This is a genomic window from Clostridium sp. HCS.1, assembly GCF_047900555.1.
Classification (GTDB): Bacteria; Bacillota; Clostridia; order Clostridiales; family Clostridiaceae; genus Clostridium.
The window spans coordinates 2,309,332-2,329,935 of record NZ_CP170704.1 but is presented as its reverse complement, the minus strand read 5'-3'; the positions used below and the strand labels follow the sequence as shown (position 1 = coordinate 2,329,935).

Genomic DNA, 20,604 nt, shown 5'->3' with positions numbered 1-20,604 from the left:
ATGGAAATCCAAGCACCTAAGGGTACTAAGGATATGTTACCTCAAGATGCTTATAAATGGCATTATGTTGAGGGCGTATTAAGAGAAGTTTCAAAATCATTCGGGGTAAGAGAAATAAGAACACCTATATTTGAACATACAGAGTTATTTTTAAGAGGGGTTGGAGAAACTACTGATATAGTTCAAAAGGAAATGTATACTTTTAATGACAAAGGAGATAGAAGTATTACATTAAAGCCAGAAGGTACAGCACCTACTGTTAGAGCTTTTATAGAAAACAGATTATTTAATGAAGCTCAACCTACAAAACTATATTATATTATTCCATGTTTTAGATATGAAAATGTTCAAAAAGGAAGACTTAGACAATTCCATCAATATGGTGTTGAAGTCTTTGGATCAAAAGAGCCATCTATGGATGCAGAAGTTATTTCTTTAGCAATGGAAGCTTTAAAGAATTTAGGCTTAAAAAGCTTAAGTTTAAATATAAACAATTTAGGTTGTCCAAAATGTAGACCTAAATATAATGAGGCTTTAAAGAAGTATTTAGAAGATAATTATGATAATCTTTGCAATATATGTAAAACTAGATTTGAAAAGAATCCAATGAGAATTTTAGATTGTAAAGAAAAAACTTGTAAGGAAATTACAAAAAATGCTCCAATTATTTTAGATTATATATGTGAAGAATGTGATTCACATTTTACTGAAGTAAAGAGATATTTAGATGCTTTAAATATTAACTATAATATAGATCCAGGTATAGTTAGAGGCTTAGACTACTACACTAAAACTATTTTTGAAATATTAAATGATGATTTCACTGTTTGTGGTGGTGGTAGATATGATAAGCTAATAGAAGAGATTGGTGGACCAGAAATGCCAGCCGTTGGCTTTGGACTTGGACTAGAAAGACTTATAATGACGTTAGAAAAAGAAGGAATAGAAATTCCAAGAGAAGATGTTATAGAGCTTTATATTGGTGCTAGAGGTGAAGAAGCTAAAACTGAAGCTTTTGTTTTAGCAAATAAACTAAGAGCTAATGGCATAAAAACAGAAGTAAATCATATGGGCAGAAGCATAAAAGCTGAAATGAAATATGCTAATAAAATAGGTTCACTATTTACAACTATTATAGGTGATGACGAACTTCAAAATAAAACTCTAAAGCTTAAGAGAATGAGTGATGGAGAACAATTTGAAGTTAGTTTAGACAATATAAATGAAATAGCAAAAGTTATAAAATAGTTAGGAGGAAGTAAAAAATGGGTGAAGCTTTAAATGGATTAAAGAGAAGCCTAATGTGTGGAGAAGTTAGAGAAAACAATGTTTCTCAAAAAATCACATTAATGGGTTGGGTACAAAGAAATAGAAAATTAGGAGGTCTTCAATTTATAGACCTAAGAGATAGAACAGGTATTATGCAAATAGTATTTGGTGAAGAAATTAATGCAGGGGCTTTTGAAAAGGCTAAAGATGTAAGACCTGAATATTGCATTGCTGTAACAGGAGAAGTTGTATTAAGAGAAGCTCCAAATCATAATATGCCAACAGGATTAGTTGAGCTTAAGTGTGAAAGCTTAAAGGTTCTATCAGAATCAGAAACTCCTCCAATCTATATTAAAGAAGGATTAGATGCAGCTGAAAATATAAGATTAAAATATAGATATTTAGATCTTAGAAGACCTGATATGCAAAAAATATTTATGGTTAGAAGCAAAGTATCTAAATCAGTACGTGATTATTTAGATGCAAATAACTTCTTAGAAGTAGAGACTCCTATATTAACTAAGAGTACTCCAGAAGGGGCTAGAGATTATCTTGTACCTTCAAGAAATTATCCAGGAATGTTTTACGCACTTCCTCAATCACCTCAAATATTTAAGCAATTATTAATGGTATCAGGATTTGATAGATACTATCAAGTAGCTAAATGTTTTAGAGATGAAGATTTAAGAGCAAATAGACAGCCAGAATTTACTCAAATAGACTTAGAAATGAGTTTTGTTGAAGAAGAAGATGTAATAAAGATGAATGAAGGCTTAATAGCTCACGTATTTAAAGAAGTAGCTGGTGTAGATGTTAAACTTCCAATAAAGAGAATGACATTTAAAGAAGCTATGGAAAAATACGGTTCAGATAAGCCAGATTTAAGATTTGGAATGGAAATCACTAATATTACAGATGACGTAAAAGATATGGATTTTGTAGTATTTAAGTCAGCAATAGAAACTGGTGGATCTGTAAGAGCTCTTTGCCTAAAGGGTGGAGCTGACCTTGGAAGAAAGCCAATAGATAAGTTAGGTGAATTTGTTAAAACATATAAGGCTAAAGGTCTTGCATGGATTCAAATAAAAGAAGATGGAATTAAGTCTTCAATTTCTAAATTTTTAACTGATGATGTTACAAATTCAATAATTAAAACTATGAATGCAGAAGTTGGGGATGCTATATTTATAGTTGCTGATAAAAATTCAGTAGTATTCCAAAGCTTAGGTGCATTAAGATTAGAATTAGCTAAGCAATTTGATTTAATTAAGGATAAAAATGAATTTAATTTTACTTGGATAACTGAATTCCCTCTATTTGAATACAACGAGGAAGAAGGAAGATATCATGCAGCTCACCATCCATTTACATCACCAATGGATGAAGATTTAGATATGATAGAAACTAATCCTGGTGAAGTTAGATCAAAGGCTTATGATTTAGTATTAAACGGAGAAGAACTAGGTGGAGGATCAATAAGAATTCATGATTCTAAGTTACAACAAAGAATGTTTAAAGCTTTAGGATTTACTGAAGAATCAGCACAGGAAAGATTTGGATTCTTAATAGATGCCTTTAAGTTTGGACCACCACCACATGGCGGTTTAGCTTTTGGTTTAGATAGAATGGTTATGTTCTTAGCAGGCACTGAAAATATTAAGGATGTTATAGCCTTCCCTAAGAACCAAAATGCATATTGTTATTTAAGTGAAGCTCCTAACATAGTAGATGAAAAACAATTAGATGATTTAGGAATTTCAATTAATACAAAAGAAGAGTAATAGTGAAAAGTTAATAAGTAAAAGTAAATAATAGTTTAGGAAGTAATTTGTTTCAAATTACAAATAGACAAAGAGATAGTTTTTAATAAAGCTATCTCTTTTTTTATAAATTCCTTTCCTTCAGTAATCTTTTTTATGGAATAATTTATAAGAATATTGACAAGATTGTATATAAGTATTAATATATGTATATAGATAGTATACACACTTAATATACACTTGGAGGTGGAAGTTTGAATATAATAATTAGTAATTCTTCACAAGTGCCATTATATGAACAAATAGAAAGTCAAATAAAAAATCAAATTGTGAATATGCTGTTAAAGCCAGGAGAACCATTGCCATCAATAAGGACTTTGGCAAAGGAGTTAAAGGTTAGTATTATTACTACAAAAAGAGCTTATGAAGAGCTTGAAAAGGAAGGGTTTATAAAAACAGTAGTTGGGAAAGGAACCTTTGTAGCTGAAGCAAATAATGAGAGGCTGAGAGAAGTTGCAATGTATGAAATAGAAAATAAACTAGAAGAAGCAATCATAGCAGCTAAAGCAATAGGTTTAACTTTAGAGGAAACTTTAGATATAATAAGAAGTTTGTTTGAGGAGGTATAACTATGGAAGCAATCGAGATAAGGGGATTAGAGAAAAAATATAATAGTTTTAAGCTAGATTTAAAAAAATTAATTGTAAAAAGAGGATATATAACTGGCTTTATAGGACCAAATGGATCAGGAAAAACAACTACAATTAAATCTATAATGAATATGGTTAAAGTTGATTCTGGAGAAATTTTAGTTCTTGGAGAGGATATTACTAATAATGTAAAGATTAAAGAGGAAGTATCTTTTGTTGGAGATACCTGTGGATTTTTAGAAGAGGCAAAGGTTAAAAGCATAAAAAAGTCTATTTCTAGATTTTATAAAAATTGGGATGAGGATCTGTATAATAAACTAATTAATAAATTTAATATTGATGAATCTGCAATTTATGGTAAGTTATCTAAGGGGAAAAAGAAACAATTTGAATTAGCTATAGCTTTGTCTAGAAAGCCAAAAGTATTAATTATGGATGAGCCTACAGCAAATCTAGATCCTATAGTTAGAAATGAATTTTTAGAGGTTTTACAAGAGGAAATGGAAAATGAAGATAACAGTATTTTTTATTCAACACATATAACTAGTGATTTAGAAAAATGCGCTGATTATATTATTTTCATTTATAAAGGTAAAATCATTTTAGAGGGAGAGAAGGATTTAATATTAGAAAATCACTCTATTATAAAAGGGAAAAGAGAATTATTAGATATAGATACAGAAAAATTCTTTATATCAATAAAAATAACTGGATATAATTTTGAAGGTCTTACTGATAATAGAATAAAAGCCTTTGAAGCCTTTGGAAATGAAGTAATATATGAAAAACCTACATTAGAAGATATAATGCTTTATTATACAGGGAGGGAATAATATGAGAAGAATTATTAATTTAATATTATTACAGTTTGAAACTGTATTTGCATTAAAAAAATATATGTTATTAATTACTGCTATAGCAATTTTTATGGCAATTATACAGCCTGATATGTTGCCTTTTGCAGGTGCTCTTTTTATAATGGCAACATGTTATAATGCTACATTTTATGAAGAAAAAAGTAAAATAAACTACTTAATATACTCATTACCAATAAGAGGTAAGGAATATATTTTATCTAAATATATATTTGTAGCTATAAATACTTTTATATCAATGGTTATTTCTGCAATTATATATATAGGTATGGTGTATTTTAATATATTAGATAAAACTACTATGGTTCCATTATGGGCATTTATGCTTATGTTATTAGGAATTGGAATATTTATGATGAGCATATTAACTCCATTAGAAATACTATTTGGTTTTGAAAAGGCAAGAATAGTATTAGTTTTTTTAACTGTTTTACCAGTTGTATTTTCAACTAATATAGTAAGTTTTTTACCAACTGTTAATTTAAATAATAATATATTTAAAGTTCTAATAGCACTTTGTGTAGTAACATTAATATTAGCATCATATTTTATTACTTCAAATATGTACGTAAAAAAAGATATATAATAGAAAAGGAATCAAGAAGCTATTTTCTATAGTCCTTGATTCCTTTTAATATTTATAAATTAGTTGTACTTTTACTATTATATATTTAAATAATATATAAGTAGAATTTGAACTATTAAAATAAAGGGAATTCCTAAGGTAAACTTTATATGCTTAGTTTTATGGCGAAAAGTATACATACCTATAAGAGTACCTAGGCTTCCTCCTATTATAGATATTAAAAATAAAGTAGATTCCCTTATCCTCCATTTATGCTTTATAGCTTTTTGCTTATCTATATAAATAATTATAAAAGCAATAATGTTAATTAAGAATAAATAATACAATAATATATTTTCCATAACAATCTCCTTAGTAGTCTTAATAAAATAATTATATAACGGATTAATTATTATAGAAATAAAAAATTATTTTATTGAACCTTGAACAATTCCTTTAATAATATATTTTTGTACAAAGAAGTAGAAAATAATAATTGGAATTATAGCTAATATTAATGCTGCCATGGCTAATTCCCATTGCTTAGAAAAGGCCCCAAAGAAGTTATTCATTGCAAGTGGAATAGTATTAATTTTACCGTTTATAGTTAGGAAAGGTAACAAGAAGTCATTCCATATCCATATCCCGTTTAGAACCATTACAGTTACAGTTATTGGTTTTAAAAGAGGTAAAACTATTTTCGAATAGAGTTGCCATTTATTGCAACCATCAATTATTGCTGCTTCTTCAACTTCTACAGGAATATTATTTATAAAGCCATGATATAAGAATATACTCATACTTGATCCAAAACCAATATACATAAAAATTAGGCCATAATGAGTACCTAGCATACTAAAATTAATAGATTCTATTCTCATTGAACCCATCCATTTAACTAAGGGAAGCATTACAGATTGAAATGGAATTATCATAGCACTTACAAATAAATAAAATATAACTTTACTTGTCTTTGTTTTATTTCTAGCTAATGCCCAAGCTGCCATAGAAGAAAATATTACTATTAAAAATATGCTTACTGCAGTTATTATTAAAGAATTAGTGAAAGCACTGCCAATATCCATTCTTTCAATAGCAGTAGTATAATTGTTAAAATTCCATTCAGTAGGAAAACCTATGGTATTAGAAAAAATTTCACGCCTTGTTTTAAAGGAATTTATTATCATAAGATAAAAGGGAATCATATAAATTAATAATAATAGCCAACCTAACACTTCCAGTATTCCAAGCTTATAATTATAACTATTTAATGTTTTTAATTTACTGCCTCTTAATTTCATTACATTTCAACCTCCCTTTTCTTAGTGAAATAAACTTGAGTTATAGATATAGCAGTTACAAAAATAAAGAATATTATTGCTTTTGCTTGTCCTACTCCCATGCTGTTTGAAACAAAGGCTTCTTTATATATATTTAAAGATAGCATTTCTGTTGTCTTTAAAGGAGTTAATGAGAAATTTAAATCAAATAATTTAAAGGAATTAGCAAGTGTTAAGAAAAGACAAATTGTAATTGAAGGTGCCACCATAGGCAGAGTAATATGTTTAAAGCTTTGAATTCCATTAGCTCCATCAATTCTACTAGCTTCAATTAAATCTGTTGGTACGTTTTCTAAAGCAGCCACATAGATAACCATAATATATCCAGCATATTGCCATGAAGAAACTATAAGCATAGCTATTATTGCTGTTGTTCTTTCTTGTAATAAAGAAGTAGATAATAGAGTAGAGCCTAGTTTAGAACCTACAGATGTAAAAACTGAGTTAAATAAAAATTGCCATATAAAACCTAAAATAAGTCCACCAATTAAATTTGGCATAAAGAAGCCAGTTCTGAGAAAATTCTTTGTTTTTAAATTTCTAGTAACAAAATAAGCTAAACCAAACCCTAATAGATTTATAGTAATAACACTAGCAATAGTATAGATTATAGTTATCTTAAAGGAATATATAAATTGCACATCTTTAAAGAGGTTAGCATAATTAGAGAATCCTACAAAATCGTAATTTGGATTAGCTCCATTCCAATTTGTAAAAGTATAATATATCCCTATAATAAATGGAATTAATACTACCATAATTAGTGCAAATAAAGAGGGAGCAATAAATAGCCAAAACCCTTTATTTATTTTTATTTTTTTCTTCATTTAATCAGCCCCTTTATAAATATGTAAATATCCACAGGTATTTATCCTGCGGATATTTAATTAACTTAAATTATTTTTTAGTCAATGCTTGTATTTCTTCAAGCATTTGAGTCTTATCAATTTCACCCTTAGCATATTTAGAGAAGATAGGTCCTATTTTTTCCATAGAGAATCCATCAGGTAAATTAGTAAATGCCCAAGGAATTGTTTTTCCAGCATTACTGAATTCTGTAATAGATTTTGCTAACTTATCATTAGTTTCAATCTTAAAGTTATTATATGCGGGAATCATTTTCATATCTTCGATTAATGCTTTTTGTCCAGTTTCACTAGTTACCATCCAATCAAGGAAAGCCTTAGCTTCAGTACTTACTGCTGAATCTTTATTTACTGTCCAATACATAGGAACACCAACTGGAATGCTTCCACTTACTTTAGTATCATTATTAATAGCTAGAGGAACAAAACCCATATCAAAATTTGCGCCTAACCCTTCTAAGTCACCAGCTACCCAGTTACCTTGGTGAAGAAATGCAGTTTTGCCTAATGCAAAGTTTCCAACTTGTGTACTATAATCAATTGTATCTAAAGCGGAACCTCCTCCATATTTAATTAATAAATCTACAAGATTCATCCAATCTTTAAAATTTTGATTATTAACAAGGTCAGCAGTACCATCAATATAACTCTTAGTAAATTCATCAGGTTTTTCTTGAGTAGCTAAACCAATATTAAAAGTATGGTTTCCTGTTACCCAAGTTTCCTTTGTAGTATATGAAATAACATTTTCTAAACCTAAATCTGCTTTCATAGAATCAAGTTTTTCTACAGCAGCTTTTAATTTATCAAAGGTATCAATGGATTTAGGATCAATTGATGCTTTATCTAATATTTCTTTATTATATGCTAATCCGTATCCTTCTATAGCAACCGGCATACCATATACTTTTCCATCTTTTTTAACTGTGTCTAAAGTACCTTCAAAGGCATTTGAAACCCATTTTTCTGATGAAAGATCATCTAGTTTATGTTGCCATACCTCTAAATCACCAGCTCCTTGAATCATGAATATATCCGGTTCTGTCCCTTTTTGGAATTCAGCTTTTAAAGCTGCACCATAGTCAGCACCGCCACCAACAGAAGTTACTTCAACTTTCACTCCAGTTTCTTCTTCATACTTCTTTGCAAGTTTTTGTAGAGCATCATTTATTTCAACTTTAAGTTGAAATACTTTTACCACTTTATTTTCATTATTTTTGGTATCGTTTTCTGTTTTTCCAGAATTAGAAGAACAACCCACAAATGTACCCACCATTAATGAAGCAGTTAAAATAGTAGCTAAAACTTTTTTCATTACAATTCCTCCCATAAAATAAAAATAATATTTAATTGCTAATGTAAGTATTTTACAAAACAAAAATAATAAATTCAATGAGTTTGTACAATGTGTATATAATAAGCACAAAAGTTTTGTACTTTTATACTAATTTAAATTTAAATAGTATAAAAAAAATATAAGTATTGATAATTTTTTGTTCTTATTTTTTAATTTATATGATATATTGGACATAGAATTTAGGAATTTTATATTATAACGTTAAAGATGAGGTGGAATAATGAAGAAGAACGAGTATGGTTTATTTACAGCCATAGGAATGATTGTTGGAATTGTAATTGGATCAGGTATATTTTTTAAAAGTGATAATATACTTGTAGCAACAAATGGTAGTATTAGTTTGGGAGTGATAGTCTTTTGTATAGCAGCTCTAGGTATTATTTTTGGAAGTTTAACTATTTCAGAGCTAGCATCTAGAGAATCAAAGGCCGGAGGAATAATATCTTATGCAGAATATTCATATAATGAATCCATTGCCTGTGCCTTTGGATGGTTTCACACATTTTTATATTATCCTACATTAATTGCTGTTGTATCATGGGTAGCAGGTATATATATATGTATGCTATTTGGGATTGAAGGTGGACTAGCCCTTCATACTATAATTGGTTTAGTTATAATAGTGTTGACTTACATATTAAATTTATTATCAGCTAAGCTAGGAGGGTATTTTCAAAATGCATCAACTGTTATTAAAGTTATTCCATTAATATTAATTGCATTTATTGGAGTATTTTTTGGTAATCCTACTTATATTAATGTAGGAGATGTTGTTCATATGGAATCAGCATCTTGGATAGCAGCTATTGCACCTATAGCTTTCTCCTTTGATGGATGGATAATTTCAACATCAATAGGTCATGAAATAAAGGATTCTAAGAAGAACTTACCTAAAGCATTAGTAATGGCACCTTTATTTATACTTTTATTATATGTGCTTTATTTTGTTGGAATAAGTATTTACCTTGGTCCAGAAAAGGTAATGGCATTAGGAGATGCCCATGTAGATTTAGCTGCTAATATGATATTTGGAGCTTGGGGAGCTAAAATTATTTTAACCTTTGTTGTAATATCTATTTTAGGTACAGTAAATGGATTAATAATGGGACATATAAGAATACCATATGCTCTTGCAATAAGAGATATGTTTCCGAATTCCAAAAAAATAAAAAAAGTGAACAAGTCTATAGAAATGCCAGTATATTCAGCTTTAGTTGCTTTTATAATTTCGTTAATTTGTTTATTAGCACATTATATAACTCAAAAGTATAACTTTTTACCAAATGGGGATATTTCTGAAATATCTATAACTGTTAATTATCTTTTATATATATTATTGTATTTTAAAGTATTAAGAATGGGTGTTAGTGGAGAAGTTAAAGGATTATTTAGAGGTAAAATTAATCCTATTTTAGCAACTGTAGGTTCTCTTATAATTTTCTTTGGTAGTTTATCAAATCCATTATTTTTTATTTACTTATTAATTTGCGGACTATTGCTTTTAAGTGCCATTTTATTTTGGAAATTAAGAAATAAGTAGAAAAAAAGATAAATATAAAAGTTTTGAAATTTATTTATCGAGTTAAGAGAGAAATAGAAAGAAAATGAATATATAAAATTATTCCCAAATTATTCCAAGTGGTTTATAATATTATTTAAAATGAACAAAAAGTAGTAATACATAATATTAGATTATTTAATTAGGAGGAATTATCTTGAAGGGAATAATTTTATATTTTAGTGGAACAGGGAATACTAAGTTTATTGCGAATAAAATTGGAGAAGAGTTTAGTAAAAATGGCTGTGAAATAGATATATATTCTATTGAAGAAAAAATTGAGTTAAAGAATTTGTCCTATGATTATTTAATTTTAGGATTTCCTAAATATTTTGAGTATATTCCAAAAATATTTATTGATTATTTAGAGGATAACTTATATGATTCTCCTAATGAAATTAAAACTATGATTTTTTCAACTGGTAAGGATAAATCAAAGACTTACTTTAATGAATTAGAAAAGAAACTTTTAAAAAAGAATTACAAGGTTATTGTGACTAAAAATTTTCAAATGCCAGATAGTTATACTTTAGCTAAGGGTTATAAAAAAAATACGCGTAAGGATATTAGAGAAATATTTGATAATTCTTTAGCAGAAGTAAAAAATGCTGTGGTGAATTTTTTAACTGATAATTATATGAAGGAAGAAGTAAATGAATTATCTGCTACCTTCTATAGGACTATGAATAAGATAAAGACAAAGGATTTTTATAAGAATTCTGTTAACTTTTCTGTAAATATGAATTGTGATAGATGTAATTTGTGTGTTAATATTTGTCCAGTAAAGAATATAGATAATATTGGCGGAGATATTAAGTTTAGAGATAATTGTATAATGTGTTGTAGATGCGTTAATGCATGTCCTAAAAATGCAATAATGTATAAAGAAAAAGAGCATAGTCAATATAAAGAAAATATAGATTTAATAGTTAGTTAAAAATAAATAATGTAAATTATAACTGAAAAAGAAGGCATAAGTCTTCTTTTTATATTTATATAATAGTTTTTATGTTATTATTAAAAATATAAAATTAAAATAAGGGGAAGAGCAGATATGAAAAGTATTTTTAATAATATAAATAAAATTATTTATGGAATGCTTATAGCAATATTTACTATAGGAATATCTACAATTGCTGTTTTAAATTCTAAGTTTATTTATTATTACTCAATAGATAAATACGGATTAGATAAGCTTGGGAATATTTCGAAGGAAATGCTAATAAAGGATTATAGTATCTTAATTAGATATTTACAAAATCCATTTATAGATAAATTAAATTTTAATAATTTTACTATGAGTGTAAATGGAGAAATTCATTTTTATGAAGTAAAGAAAATATTTTTATCTATTTATCTTATTACAATTTGTATAGGATTATTCTTTGCTTTATCCTTTATAATAAAAAAATTTAAAGGAAAGAAAATAAATCTTTATAAGAAACTAAATTATGGAGCAAATACATTATTAGTAATAATAATATCTTTATTATCTGCTATGTTCATAGATTTTTCTAAGGCTTTTGTTATATTCCATAAAATTTTCTTTAATAATGATTATTGGATTTTTGATGAAAGAACTGATCCTATAATTAAAGTGTTACCAGAAGAGGTATTCATGTTGTATTCATTAGTTATTGTAGCACTAGTTATAATAGCAGTAATAGTATATAAATTATATTATTACTATAAGAAGAAAAAACTTAAAAAGTATTAATATAGTCTAACTGTAAAACCTGCACTTATTCTTTGTATAGCTTTAGATAAGAAATTTGAAGAGATATTTTATTTCGATTAATAAGAATAATAAAACTAGAGCTTTTTTGGTAGCTCTAGTTTTATTATTAATTTAAAAATACTATAGAGCTAACTTAAGAATTTCTAAAGCTTCCTTAGCTCTTATTTCAACAAAGTTTCCTACATGGTCACAATGAGCAACAAGCTTTTTAGACATTTCATCAATACGCTCATCAGTAATATTAACATGGCTTAATCTTGTAGGTAGTTCTATTTTAGTAAAGAAGTTTTCAAGAGCTTCAATTCCCTTTAGGGCAGTTTCTTCAAGATTACTAAAATTAGTATCTATATTGAAAACTCTATTAGCAAATTGAACAAATCTGTTTAAGTCGTGCTTATAAACATATTTCATCCAAGCTGGGAAAATTATTGAAAGGCCAGCTCCATGAGCTATATCATAAATGCCGCTTAATTCATGTTCTATGTCATGAGTAGCCCAGTCACCAACTCTTCCCATACTTAGGGAGTCATTATGTGCAACCATTCCAGATAACATTATTTCAGCTCTGGCATTGTAATCATCAGGATTTATATTTAATCTTAAAGCATTTTCCATAATAGTTTTTAAGGTTGCTTCACATAATCTATCTGTTAAATCTACATTCTTTTCATTTGTAAAGTATCTTTCAAGTATATGAGCCATCATATCTGCTATACCACATGAAGTTTGGTATTTAGGTAAAGTAAAGGTAAGTTCTGGGTTTAAAATAGAAAATACAGGTCTTAAGGTTGGATGACCACAGCTTCTTTTGTACCACCCATCTTCATTAGTAATAACACAACCAGAGCTTGTTTCACTTCCAGCAGCAGGAATTGTTAATATAGTTGCAAGCTTTAAGCAAGTATGATTAATAGGAGTTCCTACAAATAAATCCCAAACATCTCCATCATAGTTTACTCCAGCTGCTATAGCTTTAGATGAGTCTATAACGCTACCACCACCAACTGCAAGTATGAAATCAATATTATGTTTTCTACAAAGTTCAATACCTTCTCTAACTAAAGATACTCTTGGATTTGGTTTAACTCCTGAAAGCTCAATAATTTCAATATTTGCTTCTTTTAGTGAAGAAACAACTTTATCATATAAACCACTTGCTTTTATGCTACCTCCACCATAATGAAGTAAAACCTTATTAGTATACTTTTTTATTTCTCTTCCAACCTTTTCTTCAGTATTTTTACCAAAAATAATTTCAGTTCCATTTTTATAATTAAAATTTCTCATAGATCCTCCTTAAAATATAAATATATATATTTTAATAATACTCTAAATATTGGAATCATTCAAATTATAATAAAGTTAATTATTTCATAAGCTTCTTTAAAAGAGATAACTTGTTTTTATATGGTGCATACCTAAAAGGAAGTTCTAGAAATGTGCCTCTTTCTATAACAGATTTATTATGGGAAAAAGTATCAAAGCTAGCCTTTCCATGGTATTCTCCAATTCCACTTAACCCAACACCACCAAAAGGAAGAGTAGATGAGGCAACGTGGATAATAGTATCATTGACTGTAGCTCCACCAGAAGAAACATTAGATAACACTTTATTTATTGAATTCTTATTTTCTGAAAAATAATATAAGGCTAATGGCTTTTCTTTAGAACGAATATAATTAATTGCATCATCTATAGTGGAATATTCAATAATAGGTAAAATAGGTCCAAAAATTTCTTCTTCCATAATTTTAGAATCATTTTTTATATTAGTTAAAATTGTTGGTTCCAAATATAAATCTTCGTCATTATAGCTACCACCAAAATATATGTCACCATCATTTAAATAGCTTTTAACTCTATCTAAGGAGGCTTTATTTATTAATCTAGGGAAGTCAGGGCTAGATTTAATATTAATTCCAAATTGCTTAATAATTTCAGATTTTAATGACATTAAAAAATAATCTTTAATACTTTTTTCAATTAAAATATAATCAGGTGCAACACATGTTTGTCCAGCATTTAAAAACTTTCCCCAAACAATACGTTTTGCAGCTAAATCTAAATTAGCTGTTTCATCAATGATACAAGGGCTTTTACCACCTAGCTCTAAAGTTATAGGAATAAGATTTTTAGAAGCCTTTTCAGCTATTATCTTTCCAACTTTTATGCTTCCTGTGAAAAATATATAATCAAATTTTAAGTCTAATAAATAGGATACAGTTTCCTTACCACCAAGTGGATTAACAACTTTAATATATTTTTCATTGAAGTTTTCATTAATTAACTTTTCTAAAAGTAGTGCAGTGTTAACACTATTTTCGGATGGTTTAATTATTGAACAATTACCTGCTGAAATAGCTCCTATTAATGGTGAAATAATTAATTGAAAAGGATAATTAAAAGGACCAATTATTAATGCAACTCCATAAGGTTCTTTGTATATATAGCTTTTGGCTGGAAAATGAATAATAGGAGTTTTCTTTCTTTCCTTCTTAGCCCAACTTTTTAATTTTTTTATATGAAGATTTAATTCATCGTATATAATACCTATTTCTGTTGCAAAAGCTTCAAAATCTGATTTTCTTAAATCCTTATATAAAGCTTCAATAATAAGATTTTCATTTTCTTTAATTATCATTTTAAGTTTTTTTAATGTATTAATTCTAAAATTAATATCTAGAGTTTCATTGTTATTAAAAAACTCTTTTTGCTTATTAAATATATTTAAAATTTCTTCCATAATACCCTCCGTAGTTAATTAAAATAATATATATATTATACCACTTTTATTCAATAAAATATTAATTAAAATCCTTTAATCAATTGAAAGACAGGTAAATAAATGATAAAATAAAGATACCCTATAGAGGTATATTAATATGGAGGAATAAAAATGGACGAAGAGAATGAAAAGCTGAGAAAAGATATAGTCAATAGACTTAGAAGAATTGAAGGTCAAGTTAAAGGTATTCAAGGTATGATGGAGAAAAATGTTTGTTGTTCAGATGTTTTAGTTCAAATTTCTGCTATTAGATCTGCCATAAATAGAGTTGGTGGTCTAACAATTGAATATTACGCCAATAATTGTTTAAATATAGAAGAAGGTTCAATGGAACAAGAAAGTTTAAAACAACTTATAAAGACAATTAATACTTTCGTAAAGTAAAACTTTTTAAAGTTATTTTTATTAAATAAGAATAATTTCTCAATATCATTTGAAAGTTTGATAAAATATTCTGAAGAGTATTTACAATTTTGCAATAAGGTGATATATTTATTTCAACAAAATAAAATTAATAAAAGCAATGAAGAGGATAAGTAAAATTAATGTATCTTCAAAGAGAGTTCTACCTTGGCTGAAAGTAGAATAAGAAAGTTGATTTGAATAACACCTCTGAGCTATACTCCGAAAGATAACAACTAGTAGGCAGTAATCAGGTTCACCTGTTATAGTGATAAGGTATATAAGTTTACTTATGTACTTGATAAGGTTATTAATGTAAATTAATAATAAATTTAGGTGGCACCATGGAATACTACTTTCATCCTTTTATAGGATGGAAGTTTTTTTATTTTAAAAATAATTAGGGGGAATTATCATGGAAATTCAAGGAATAATAATACCAGAAGGCTATAAAAGCAACACAACATTAATTGAAACAGAGGTCAATATTAAAAGGATTAAGGATTTTTTTGAAAGAGAATTAGCAAAAGAGCTTAATTTAACTAGAGTATCAGCACCATTGTTTGTAGATGCCAAAAGTGGCTTAAATGATAATTTAAATGGAATAGAAAGACCAGTAAAATTTGATTTATTATCTACTGGTGAAGATGTTGAAATAGTTCATTCCTTAGCTAAATGGAAAAGACTAAGCTTATATAGATATGGATTTAAAGTAGGGGAAGGCTTATATACTGATATGAATGCAATTAGAAGAGATGAAGAACTAGATAATTTACATTCAGTTTATGTAGATCAATGGGATTGGGAAAAAATAATTAATAAAGAAGATAGAAATGAAGATAAATTAAAAGAAGTAGTAAGAAGCATTTATAAAGTATTTAAAAGAACTGAGGAATTTGTTCATAAAGACTTAATAGAAGGTGAAGATATATTACCAGAAGATATATTTTTTATAACAACTCAAGAATTAGAGGATAGATACCCAAATTATTCAGCAAAGGAAAGAGAAGATGCTATATGCAAAGAACATAAAGCAGTATTTATAATGAAAATTGGGGATTTACTTAAATCTGGAGAAAGGCATGATGGAAGAAGTCCAGATTATGATGATTGGAATCTAAATGGTGATATTTTATTTTGGTATCCTTTATTAGAAAGAGCTGTAGAATTATCTTCAATGGGAATAAGAGTTGATAAAGAAGCCTTAGATTATCAGCTAAAAGTATCAGGAAATGATGATAGAAGGGAACTGGATTTTCATAAGATGCTTTTAAAGGATGAACTTCCATTTACTATTGGTGGAGGAATTGGACAATCTAGAATCTGTATGTTTTTTTTAAATAAAGCACATATCGGAGAAGTACAAGCTACTATTTGGGATGAAAAAAATATTAACTTATGTAGAAATAATGATATAAAACTATTATAAGCAATTTAATTTGATAAAATTAATATTAATGAAGGTTTTTAGACCTTGAGAAATATTGACAATATTTAATGATTATTTATAATAAATATATAAACATTATTAAATAAGAATAGTAACATTTAGTAAATTAAGTTTAATGTAAATATAAGGAGGCGGGTTTATGAAAACATTTGTTGATGAAAATACTTGTATTTCATGTGGTTTATGTGAAGGAATTTGTCCAGAGGTCTTCACTTTAGAAACAGGAGTTTCAACTCCAAAAGTAGACGAGGTTCCAGCAGAATATGCTGACGCAACAAGAGAAGCTTGTGAAAGCTGTCCAGTAACTGCAATATCAATTGAAGAATAGATATAAAGAAAGCCATACAATTTTCATTGTATGGCCTTTATTTACCTTTTATAATTTTTATTCTTAGATATTTTTTCTAATTCTCTAAATTCTCTCTTTTTCTTTGCTCTCATAAACAATCGTGTTAAAGTAGAAATGAAAATTATTCCAATAGCTAAGGAACCTGCATTAGAAATAGTATTTATACCTAGTTCTATAGATTGCATTATATTACCGTTAATAGCTTCATACATAGTATAATACATGCCACCACCTGGAACTAATGGTATTAAAGCACAAATTATTAGTGAAGTTACAGGGGTTTTTAAAACCCTAGCCATAATTTCAGAATAAATACTAAATACTATTGATGCAATAAAAAAGGAAGAAGTAGTATTAAGACCTAAGCTTTCGCAATATAGACTAATAAACCAACTTAAACCACCACCAAGACCAGCATAAAATAATTTGCTTCCTTTTATATTAAATAAGATACCAAATCCAATTGATGCAAAAAAAGCAAAAATAGATTGTATTAACATAGTTGAAATATCCATTATAAACCTCCAAAGGCAGAAATCCAAAAGCTAAGTACTGCACCAGTACCTATAGCAATTGATACTGCTACTAAAAAAGCTTCTACAGCTCTAGTGGAACCTGCAAGCAAATCTCCAGATATAGTATCCCTTATTGCATTAGTTATAGCAAGACCTGGAACTAAAAGCATTATAGATCCAATAATAGTTTTATCCATATCATTTATTAAACCTAATTTTAAGAAAATAATAGCCATAATAGCAGTTATACCTGCACAAATACTATTTATAAAAAATTGATTTATCTCGAGATCAGAGAATTTTATTGATAAAGATTTTATTATAAGACCAATAAAAAATGCAGCAATTGCTTCAGGTAATTGTCCTCCAAAAAGAAAAACGAAGCAGAAGGCTCCTAAAGCAGATATTATAATTGCTATTTTATTACTATATCTTTCTCCATTATTAATAATTTTAAGCTGTTCCTTTAATTCTGTAACAGTTAAGCCTCTACTAATAATATTTCTAGATAAGTCATTTACTTTATCTACTTTATCCAAGTCTATAGTTCTAGCAGAAACCCTTCTTATTAAAGAATATGTTTTGCCATTATGACAAATAGAAACCATGATACCTGTTGTAGTTACAAAACTTTCAGCTTCTTCAATACCATAGATCTTACATATTCTCCATATTATTTCTTCAGCTCTATAGGTTTCACCACCAGATTCTAACATGATTTTTCCAGCAAAAGTTGCTACGTGAAGTATTTCATTTAAATCCATAATATTATGCCCCTTACAAACTTAAAATTTCTGAGGGTATTATAACATACCATTATTATATAGTATACATTATTAAAAATAATTAATTATATGACATTAAAAATCTACATTTAAATAATAAATTATTACATATTTTCATTGATTATTATTGAGATTATATTTATAATTTATTAAAAGTATAAATTATAATAATATTTTGGGGTGATTAAATGAATTTTGAAAATCTTTCTAGGGAAGATAAAGTTATTGAAGAACTAATTAACAAGGAGTTAAAAAGACAGCAGGATGGAATAGAATTAATTGCTTCTGAGAATTTTACATCTAAAGCAGTAATGGAAGCTATGGGATCATATCTTACAAACAAATATGCAGAAGGGTATCCAAATAAAAGATATTATGGTGGATGCCATGTTGTAGATGAAGTTGAAGATATAGCAAGAGAAAGAGCTAAGGAATTATTTGGAGCAGAACATGCAAATGTCCAACCACATTCAGGATCACAAGCAAATATGGCAGTATATCTGTCAATATTAGAATATGGTGATACGGTATTAGGTATGGATTTAAGCCATGGAGGCCATTTAACTCATGGCTCACCAGTTAATTTTTCAGGGAAATTATATAATTTTGTTTCTTATGGAGTTAATAAAGAAACTGAAAAAATAGATTATGAGGAAGTTAGAGCTTTAGCTATAAAGCATAAACCAAAATTAATAATTGCAGGAGCAAGTGCATATTCAAGAATTATAGACTTTAAAACTTTTAAAGATATATGTGATGAAGTAGGAGCTTACTTTATGGTAGATATGGCACATATTGCAGGATTAGTAGCTGTAGGAGCACATCCATCACCAGTACCATATGCTGATTTTGTAACATCTACTACTCATAAAACATTAAGGGGACCTAGAGGGGGATTAATTCTTTGCAAGGAAAAGTATGCAAAGCAATTAGATAAAACTATTTTCCCAGGAATACAAGGAGGACCTTTAATACATACTATTGCAGCAAAGGCAGTATGCTTTAAAGAAGCCTTAGACCCATCTTATAAAGAATATATTAATAATGTTGTAACTAATTGTAATGTTTTATCAGAAGAATTAATAAAACATGGATTTAAGATAGTATCAGGTGGAACTGATAACCATTTAATTCTTGTAGATTTAAATAATAAAAATGTTACAGGTAAAGATGCAGAAAGTCTTTTAGACTCAATAGGAATAACTGTAAATAAAAATACAGTACCTAATGAAACTAAAAGTCCATTTATAACATCTGGTATAAGAGTGGGTACAGCCGCAGTAACAACTAGAGGATTTAATACTGAAGATATGAAAGAAATTGCTTCAATAATAAATGATACTCTTTCTATAGAAAATCCAAATATAGATAACTTAAAAACAAGAGTAAAAGCTTTATGTGAAAAACATCCTTTATATAATTAAATATAATAATTATTATGTTTTAATAAATATAATTGTTATAATATAAATAAAGTATAAATATAAAGGAGAAAAAAATGAAGTTAATATCATGGAACGTTAATGGAATAAGAGCTTGTGTTACTAAAGGCTTTTTAGATTTCTTTAATGAAGTTAATGCAGATATATTTTGTATTCAAGAAAGCAAACTTCAAGCAGGTCAAATAGATTTAGAATTACCTGGCTACTATCAATACTGGAATTATGCTGAGAAAAAAGGATATTCAGGTACTGCAATATTTACTAAAAAAGAGCCTTTAAATGTTTTCTATGGACTTGGAATAGAAGAACATGATAAAGAAGGTAGAGTAATTACATTAGAATTTGAGAACTTTTATATGATAACAGTTTATACACCTAATTCTAAAAATGAACTAGCTAGATTAGACTATAGAATGGTTTGGGAGGATGCTTTTAAAGATTATTTAATAGAATTAGATAAAAAGAAACCAGTAATAGTATGTGGAGATTTAAATGTTGCACATAAAGAAATTGATTTAAAAAATCCAAAGACTAATTTGAGAAATGCAGGATTTACCATTGAAGAAAGAGATAAGTTTACAGGCCTATTATCTGCTGGATTTACAGATACCTTTAGATATTTTTATCCAGATTTAACAGGAATTTATTCTTGGTGGTCCTATAGATTTAAAGCGAGAGAAAAGAACGCAGGCTGGAGAATAGATTATTTCCTAACATCAAATTCACTGCAAGAAAAATTAGAAGGTGCTAAAATACATACAGAAGTATTTGGCTCAGATCATTGCCCAGTTGAATTAGAAATTAATATTTAATTTAGAAAAGTTACTTTATCAAAAACAATGATAAAGTAACTTTTTACATTATTGGTAAATATAGTATAATAAGAGTGAGTGGGGTG

The 20,604-nt window shown here is 27.8% G+C and carries 21 protein-coding genes and 1 other annotated feature; of the genes, 13 read left to right on the top strand and 8 right to left on the bottom strand.

All coding sequences use genetic code 11. The annotated features are described in order from the left end of the window. The 5 genes from hisS to ACFYH6_RS11075 all read left to right on the top strand — a co-directional run bounded on the left by hisS (position 1) and on the right by ACFYH6_RS11075 (position 5,140). On the top strand, positions 1–1,248 hold the full coding sequence (hisS, locus tag ACFYH6_RS11095) for a histidine--tRNA ligase (protein WP_416179942.1): 1,248 nt from the start codon (positions 1–3) through the stop codon (positions 1,246–1,248). Between the two features lie 17 nt (positions 1,249–1,265). Then, positions 1,266–3,050, top strand: coding sequence for an aspartate--tRNA ligase (gene aspS / locus ACFYH6_RS11090; RefSeq protein ID WP_416179941.1), 1,785 nt, complete (start codon positions 1,266–1,268; stop codon positions 3,048–3,050). Positions 3,051–3,283: 233 nt separating this feature from the next. Further along, positions 3,284–3,658: a GntR family transcriptional regulator gene (locus ACFYH6_RS11085; RefSeq protein ID WP_316344044.1), complete on the top strand. Its 375-nt coding sequence runs from the start codon at positions 3,284–3,286 to the stop codon at positions 3,656–3,658. 2 nt (positions 3,659–3,660) lie between these two features. Continuing rightward, the gene (locus ACFYH6_RS11080; RefSeq protein WP_416179940.1) at positions 3,661–4,512 is read left to right on the top strand and encodes an ABC transporter ATP-binding protein; all 852 of its coding nucleotides are present in this window, start codon (positions 3,661–3,663) and stop codon (positions 4,510–4,512) included. Position 4,513: 1 nt separating this feature from the next. Next, entirely contained in the window at positions 4,514–5,140 is a 627-nt protein-coding gene (locus tag ACFYH6_RS11075) for an ABC-2 transporter permease (protein ID WP_416179939.1), read from the top strand. 77 nt (positions 5,141–5,217) lie between these two features. Here the strand turns inward: ACFYH6_RS11075 and ACFYH6_RS11070 are convergent, their stop codons facing one another. From ACFYH6_RS11070 to ACFYH6_RS11055, 4 genes are all read right to left on the bottom strand, one after another. Continuing rightward, positions 5,218–5,481 (bottom strand): DUF1294 domain-containing protein, encoded by a 264-nt coding sequence (locus tag ACFYH6_RS11070; RefSeq protein WP_316344041.1) that lies wholly within the window; start codon positions 5,479–5,481, stop codon positions 5,218–5,220. 66 nt (positions 5,482–5,547) lie between these two features. Next, positions 5,548–6,420, bottom strand: coding sequence for a carbohydrate ABC transporter permease (locus tag ACFYH6_RS11065; protein ID WP_316344040.1), 873 nt, complete (start codon positions 6,418–6,420; stop codon positions 5,548–5,550). After that, positions 6,420–7,286, bottom strand: a complete 867-nt coding sequence (locus ACFYH6_RS11060; RefSeq protein ID WP_316344039.1) for a sugar ABC transporter permease — start codon at positions 7,284–7,286, stop codon at positions 6,420–6,422. Before ACFYH6_RS11060 ends, ACFYH6_RS11065 begins: the two co-directional genes overlap by 1 nt. A gap of 70 nt (positions 7,287–7,356) precedes the next feature. Next, on the bottom strand, positions 7,357–8,646 hold the full coding sequence (locus ACFYH6_RS11055) for an ABC transporter substrate-binding protein (protein WP_316344053.1): 1,290 nt from the start codon (positions 8,644–8,646) through the stop codon (positions 7,357–7,359). Positions 8,647–8,902: 256 nt separating this feature from the next. Between ACFYH6_RS11055 and ACFYH6_RS11050 the strand changes: the two genes are divergently transcribed. From ACFYH6_RS11050 to ACFYH6_RS11040, 3 genes are all read left to right on the top strand, one after another. Next, positions 8,903–10,222 carry an APC family permease gene (locus tag ACFYH6_RS11050; protein ID WP_316344038.1) on the top strand — a complete coding sequence of 440 codons (1,320 nt, stop codon included), beginning with the start codon at positions 8,903–8,905 and terminating at the stop codon, positions 10,220–10,222. A 175-nt stretch (positions 10,223–10,397) separates the two neighbouring features. Further along, complete coding sequence (locus ACFYH6_RS11045) at positions 10,398–11,177, top strand: EFR1 family ferrodoxin (RefSeq protein ID WP_416179938.1); 780 nt, start codon at positions 10,398–10,400, stop codon at positions 11,175–11,177. A gap of 117 nt (positions 11,178–11,294) precedes the next feature. Further along, the gene (locus ACFYH6_RS11040) at positions 11,295–11,957 is read left to right on the top strand and encodes a TIGR01906 family membrane protein (RefSeq protein WP_416179937.1); all 663 of its coding nucleotides are present in this window, start codon (positions 11,295–11,297) and stop codon (positions 11,955–11,957) included. Positions 11,958–12,098: 141 nt separating this feature from the next. Here the strand turns inward: ACFYH6_RS11040 and ACFYH6_RS11035 are convergent, their stop codons facing one another. Both ACFYH6_RS11035 and ACFYH6_RS11030 read right to left on the bottom strand, forming a co-directional pair. After that, positions 12,099–13,265 carry an iron-containing alcohol dehydrogenase gene (locus ACFYH6_RS11035; protein WP_416179936.1) on the bottom strand — a complete coding sequence of 389 codons (1,167 nt, stop codon included), beginning with the start codon at positions 13,263–13,265 and terminating at the stop codon, positions 12,099–12,101. A gap of 79 nt (positions 13,266–13,344) precedes the next feature. Continuing rightward, positions 13,345–14,721: an aldehyde dehydrogenase gene (locus tag ACFYH6_RS11030; RefSeq protein ID WP_416179935.1), complete on the bottom strand. Its 1,377-nt coding sequence runs from the start codon at positions 14,719–14,721 to the stop codon at positions 13,345–13,347. Between the two features lie 153 nt (positions 14,722–14,874). Here ACFYH6_RS11030 and ACFYH6_RS11025 point away from each other — a divergent pair, with 153 nt between their 5' ends. The 3 genes from ACFYH6_RS11025 (at position 14,875) to ACFYH6_RS11015 (ending at position 16,943) form a co-directional block, all read left to right on the top strand. Next, positions 14,875–15,147 carry a metal-sensitive transcriptional regulator gene (locus ACFYH6_RS11025; protein WP_316344902.1) on the top strand — a complete coding sequence of 91 codons (273 nt, stop codon included), beginning with the start codon at positions 14,875–14,877 and terminating at the stop codon, positions 15,145–15,147. A 130-nt stretch (positions 15,148–15,277) separates the two neighbouring features. After that, positions 15,278–15,534: a binding site (T-box leader), on the top strand. Between the two features lie 46 nt (positions 15,535–15,580). Next, a complete protein-coding gene (gene asnA, locus ACFYH6_RS11020; RefSeq protein ID WP_416179934.1) occupies positions 15,581–16,594 on the top strand; it encodes an aspartate--ammonia ligase in 1,014 nt (337 codons plus the stop codon). A 160-nt stretch (positions 16,595–16,754) separates the two neighbouring features. After that, positions 16,755–16,943 carry a ferredoxin gene (locus ACFYH6_RS11015; RefSeq protein ID WP_316344900.1) on the top strand — a complete coding sequence of 63 codons (189 nt, stop codon included), beginning with the start codon at positions 16,755–16,757 and terminating at the stop codon, positions 16,941–16,943. A gap of 41 nt (positions 16,944–16,984) precedes the next feature. On the opposite strand, the gene ACFYH6_RS11010 is transcribed toward ACFYH6_RS11015, so the two are convergent. Both ACFYH6_RS11010 and ACFYH6_RS11005 read right to left on the bottom strand, forming a co-directional pair. Then, a complete protein-coding gene (locus ACFYH6_RS11010; protein WP_316344910.1) occupies positions 16,985–17,464 on the bottom strand; it encodes a threonine/serine exporter family protein in 480 nt (159 codons plus the stop codon). 14 nt (positions 17,465–17,478) lie between these two features. After that, on the bottom strand, positions 17,479–18,243 hold the full coding sequence (locus tag ACFYH6_RS11005; protein WP_416179933.1) for a threonine/serine exporter family protein: 765 nt from the start codon (positions 18,241–18,243) through the stop codon (positions 17,479–17,481). Positions 18,244–18,452: 209 nt separating this feature from the next. On the opposite strand from ACFYH6_RS11005, the gene glyA reads away from it, so the two are divergent. Both glyA and ACFYH6_RS10995 read left to right on the top strand, forming a co-directional pair. Next, a complete protein-coding gene (gene glyA / locus ACFYH6_RS11000; RefSeq protein ID WP_416179932.1) occupies positions 18,453–19,688 on the top strand; it encodes a serine hydroxymethyltransferase in 1,236 nt (411 codons plus the stop codon). Positions 19,689–19,762: 74 nt separating this feature from the next. After that, the gene (locus ACFYH6_RS10995; protein WP_316343115.1) at positions 19,763–20,518 is read left to right on the top strand and encodes an exodeoxyribonuclease III; all 756 of its coding nucleotides are present in this window, start codon (positions 19,763–19,765) and stop codon (positions 20,516–20,518) included. The last annotated feature ends 86 nt before the right edge of the window (positions 20,519–20,604 follow it).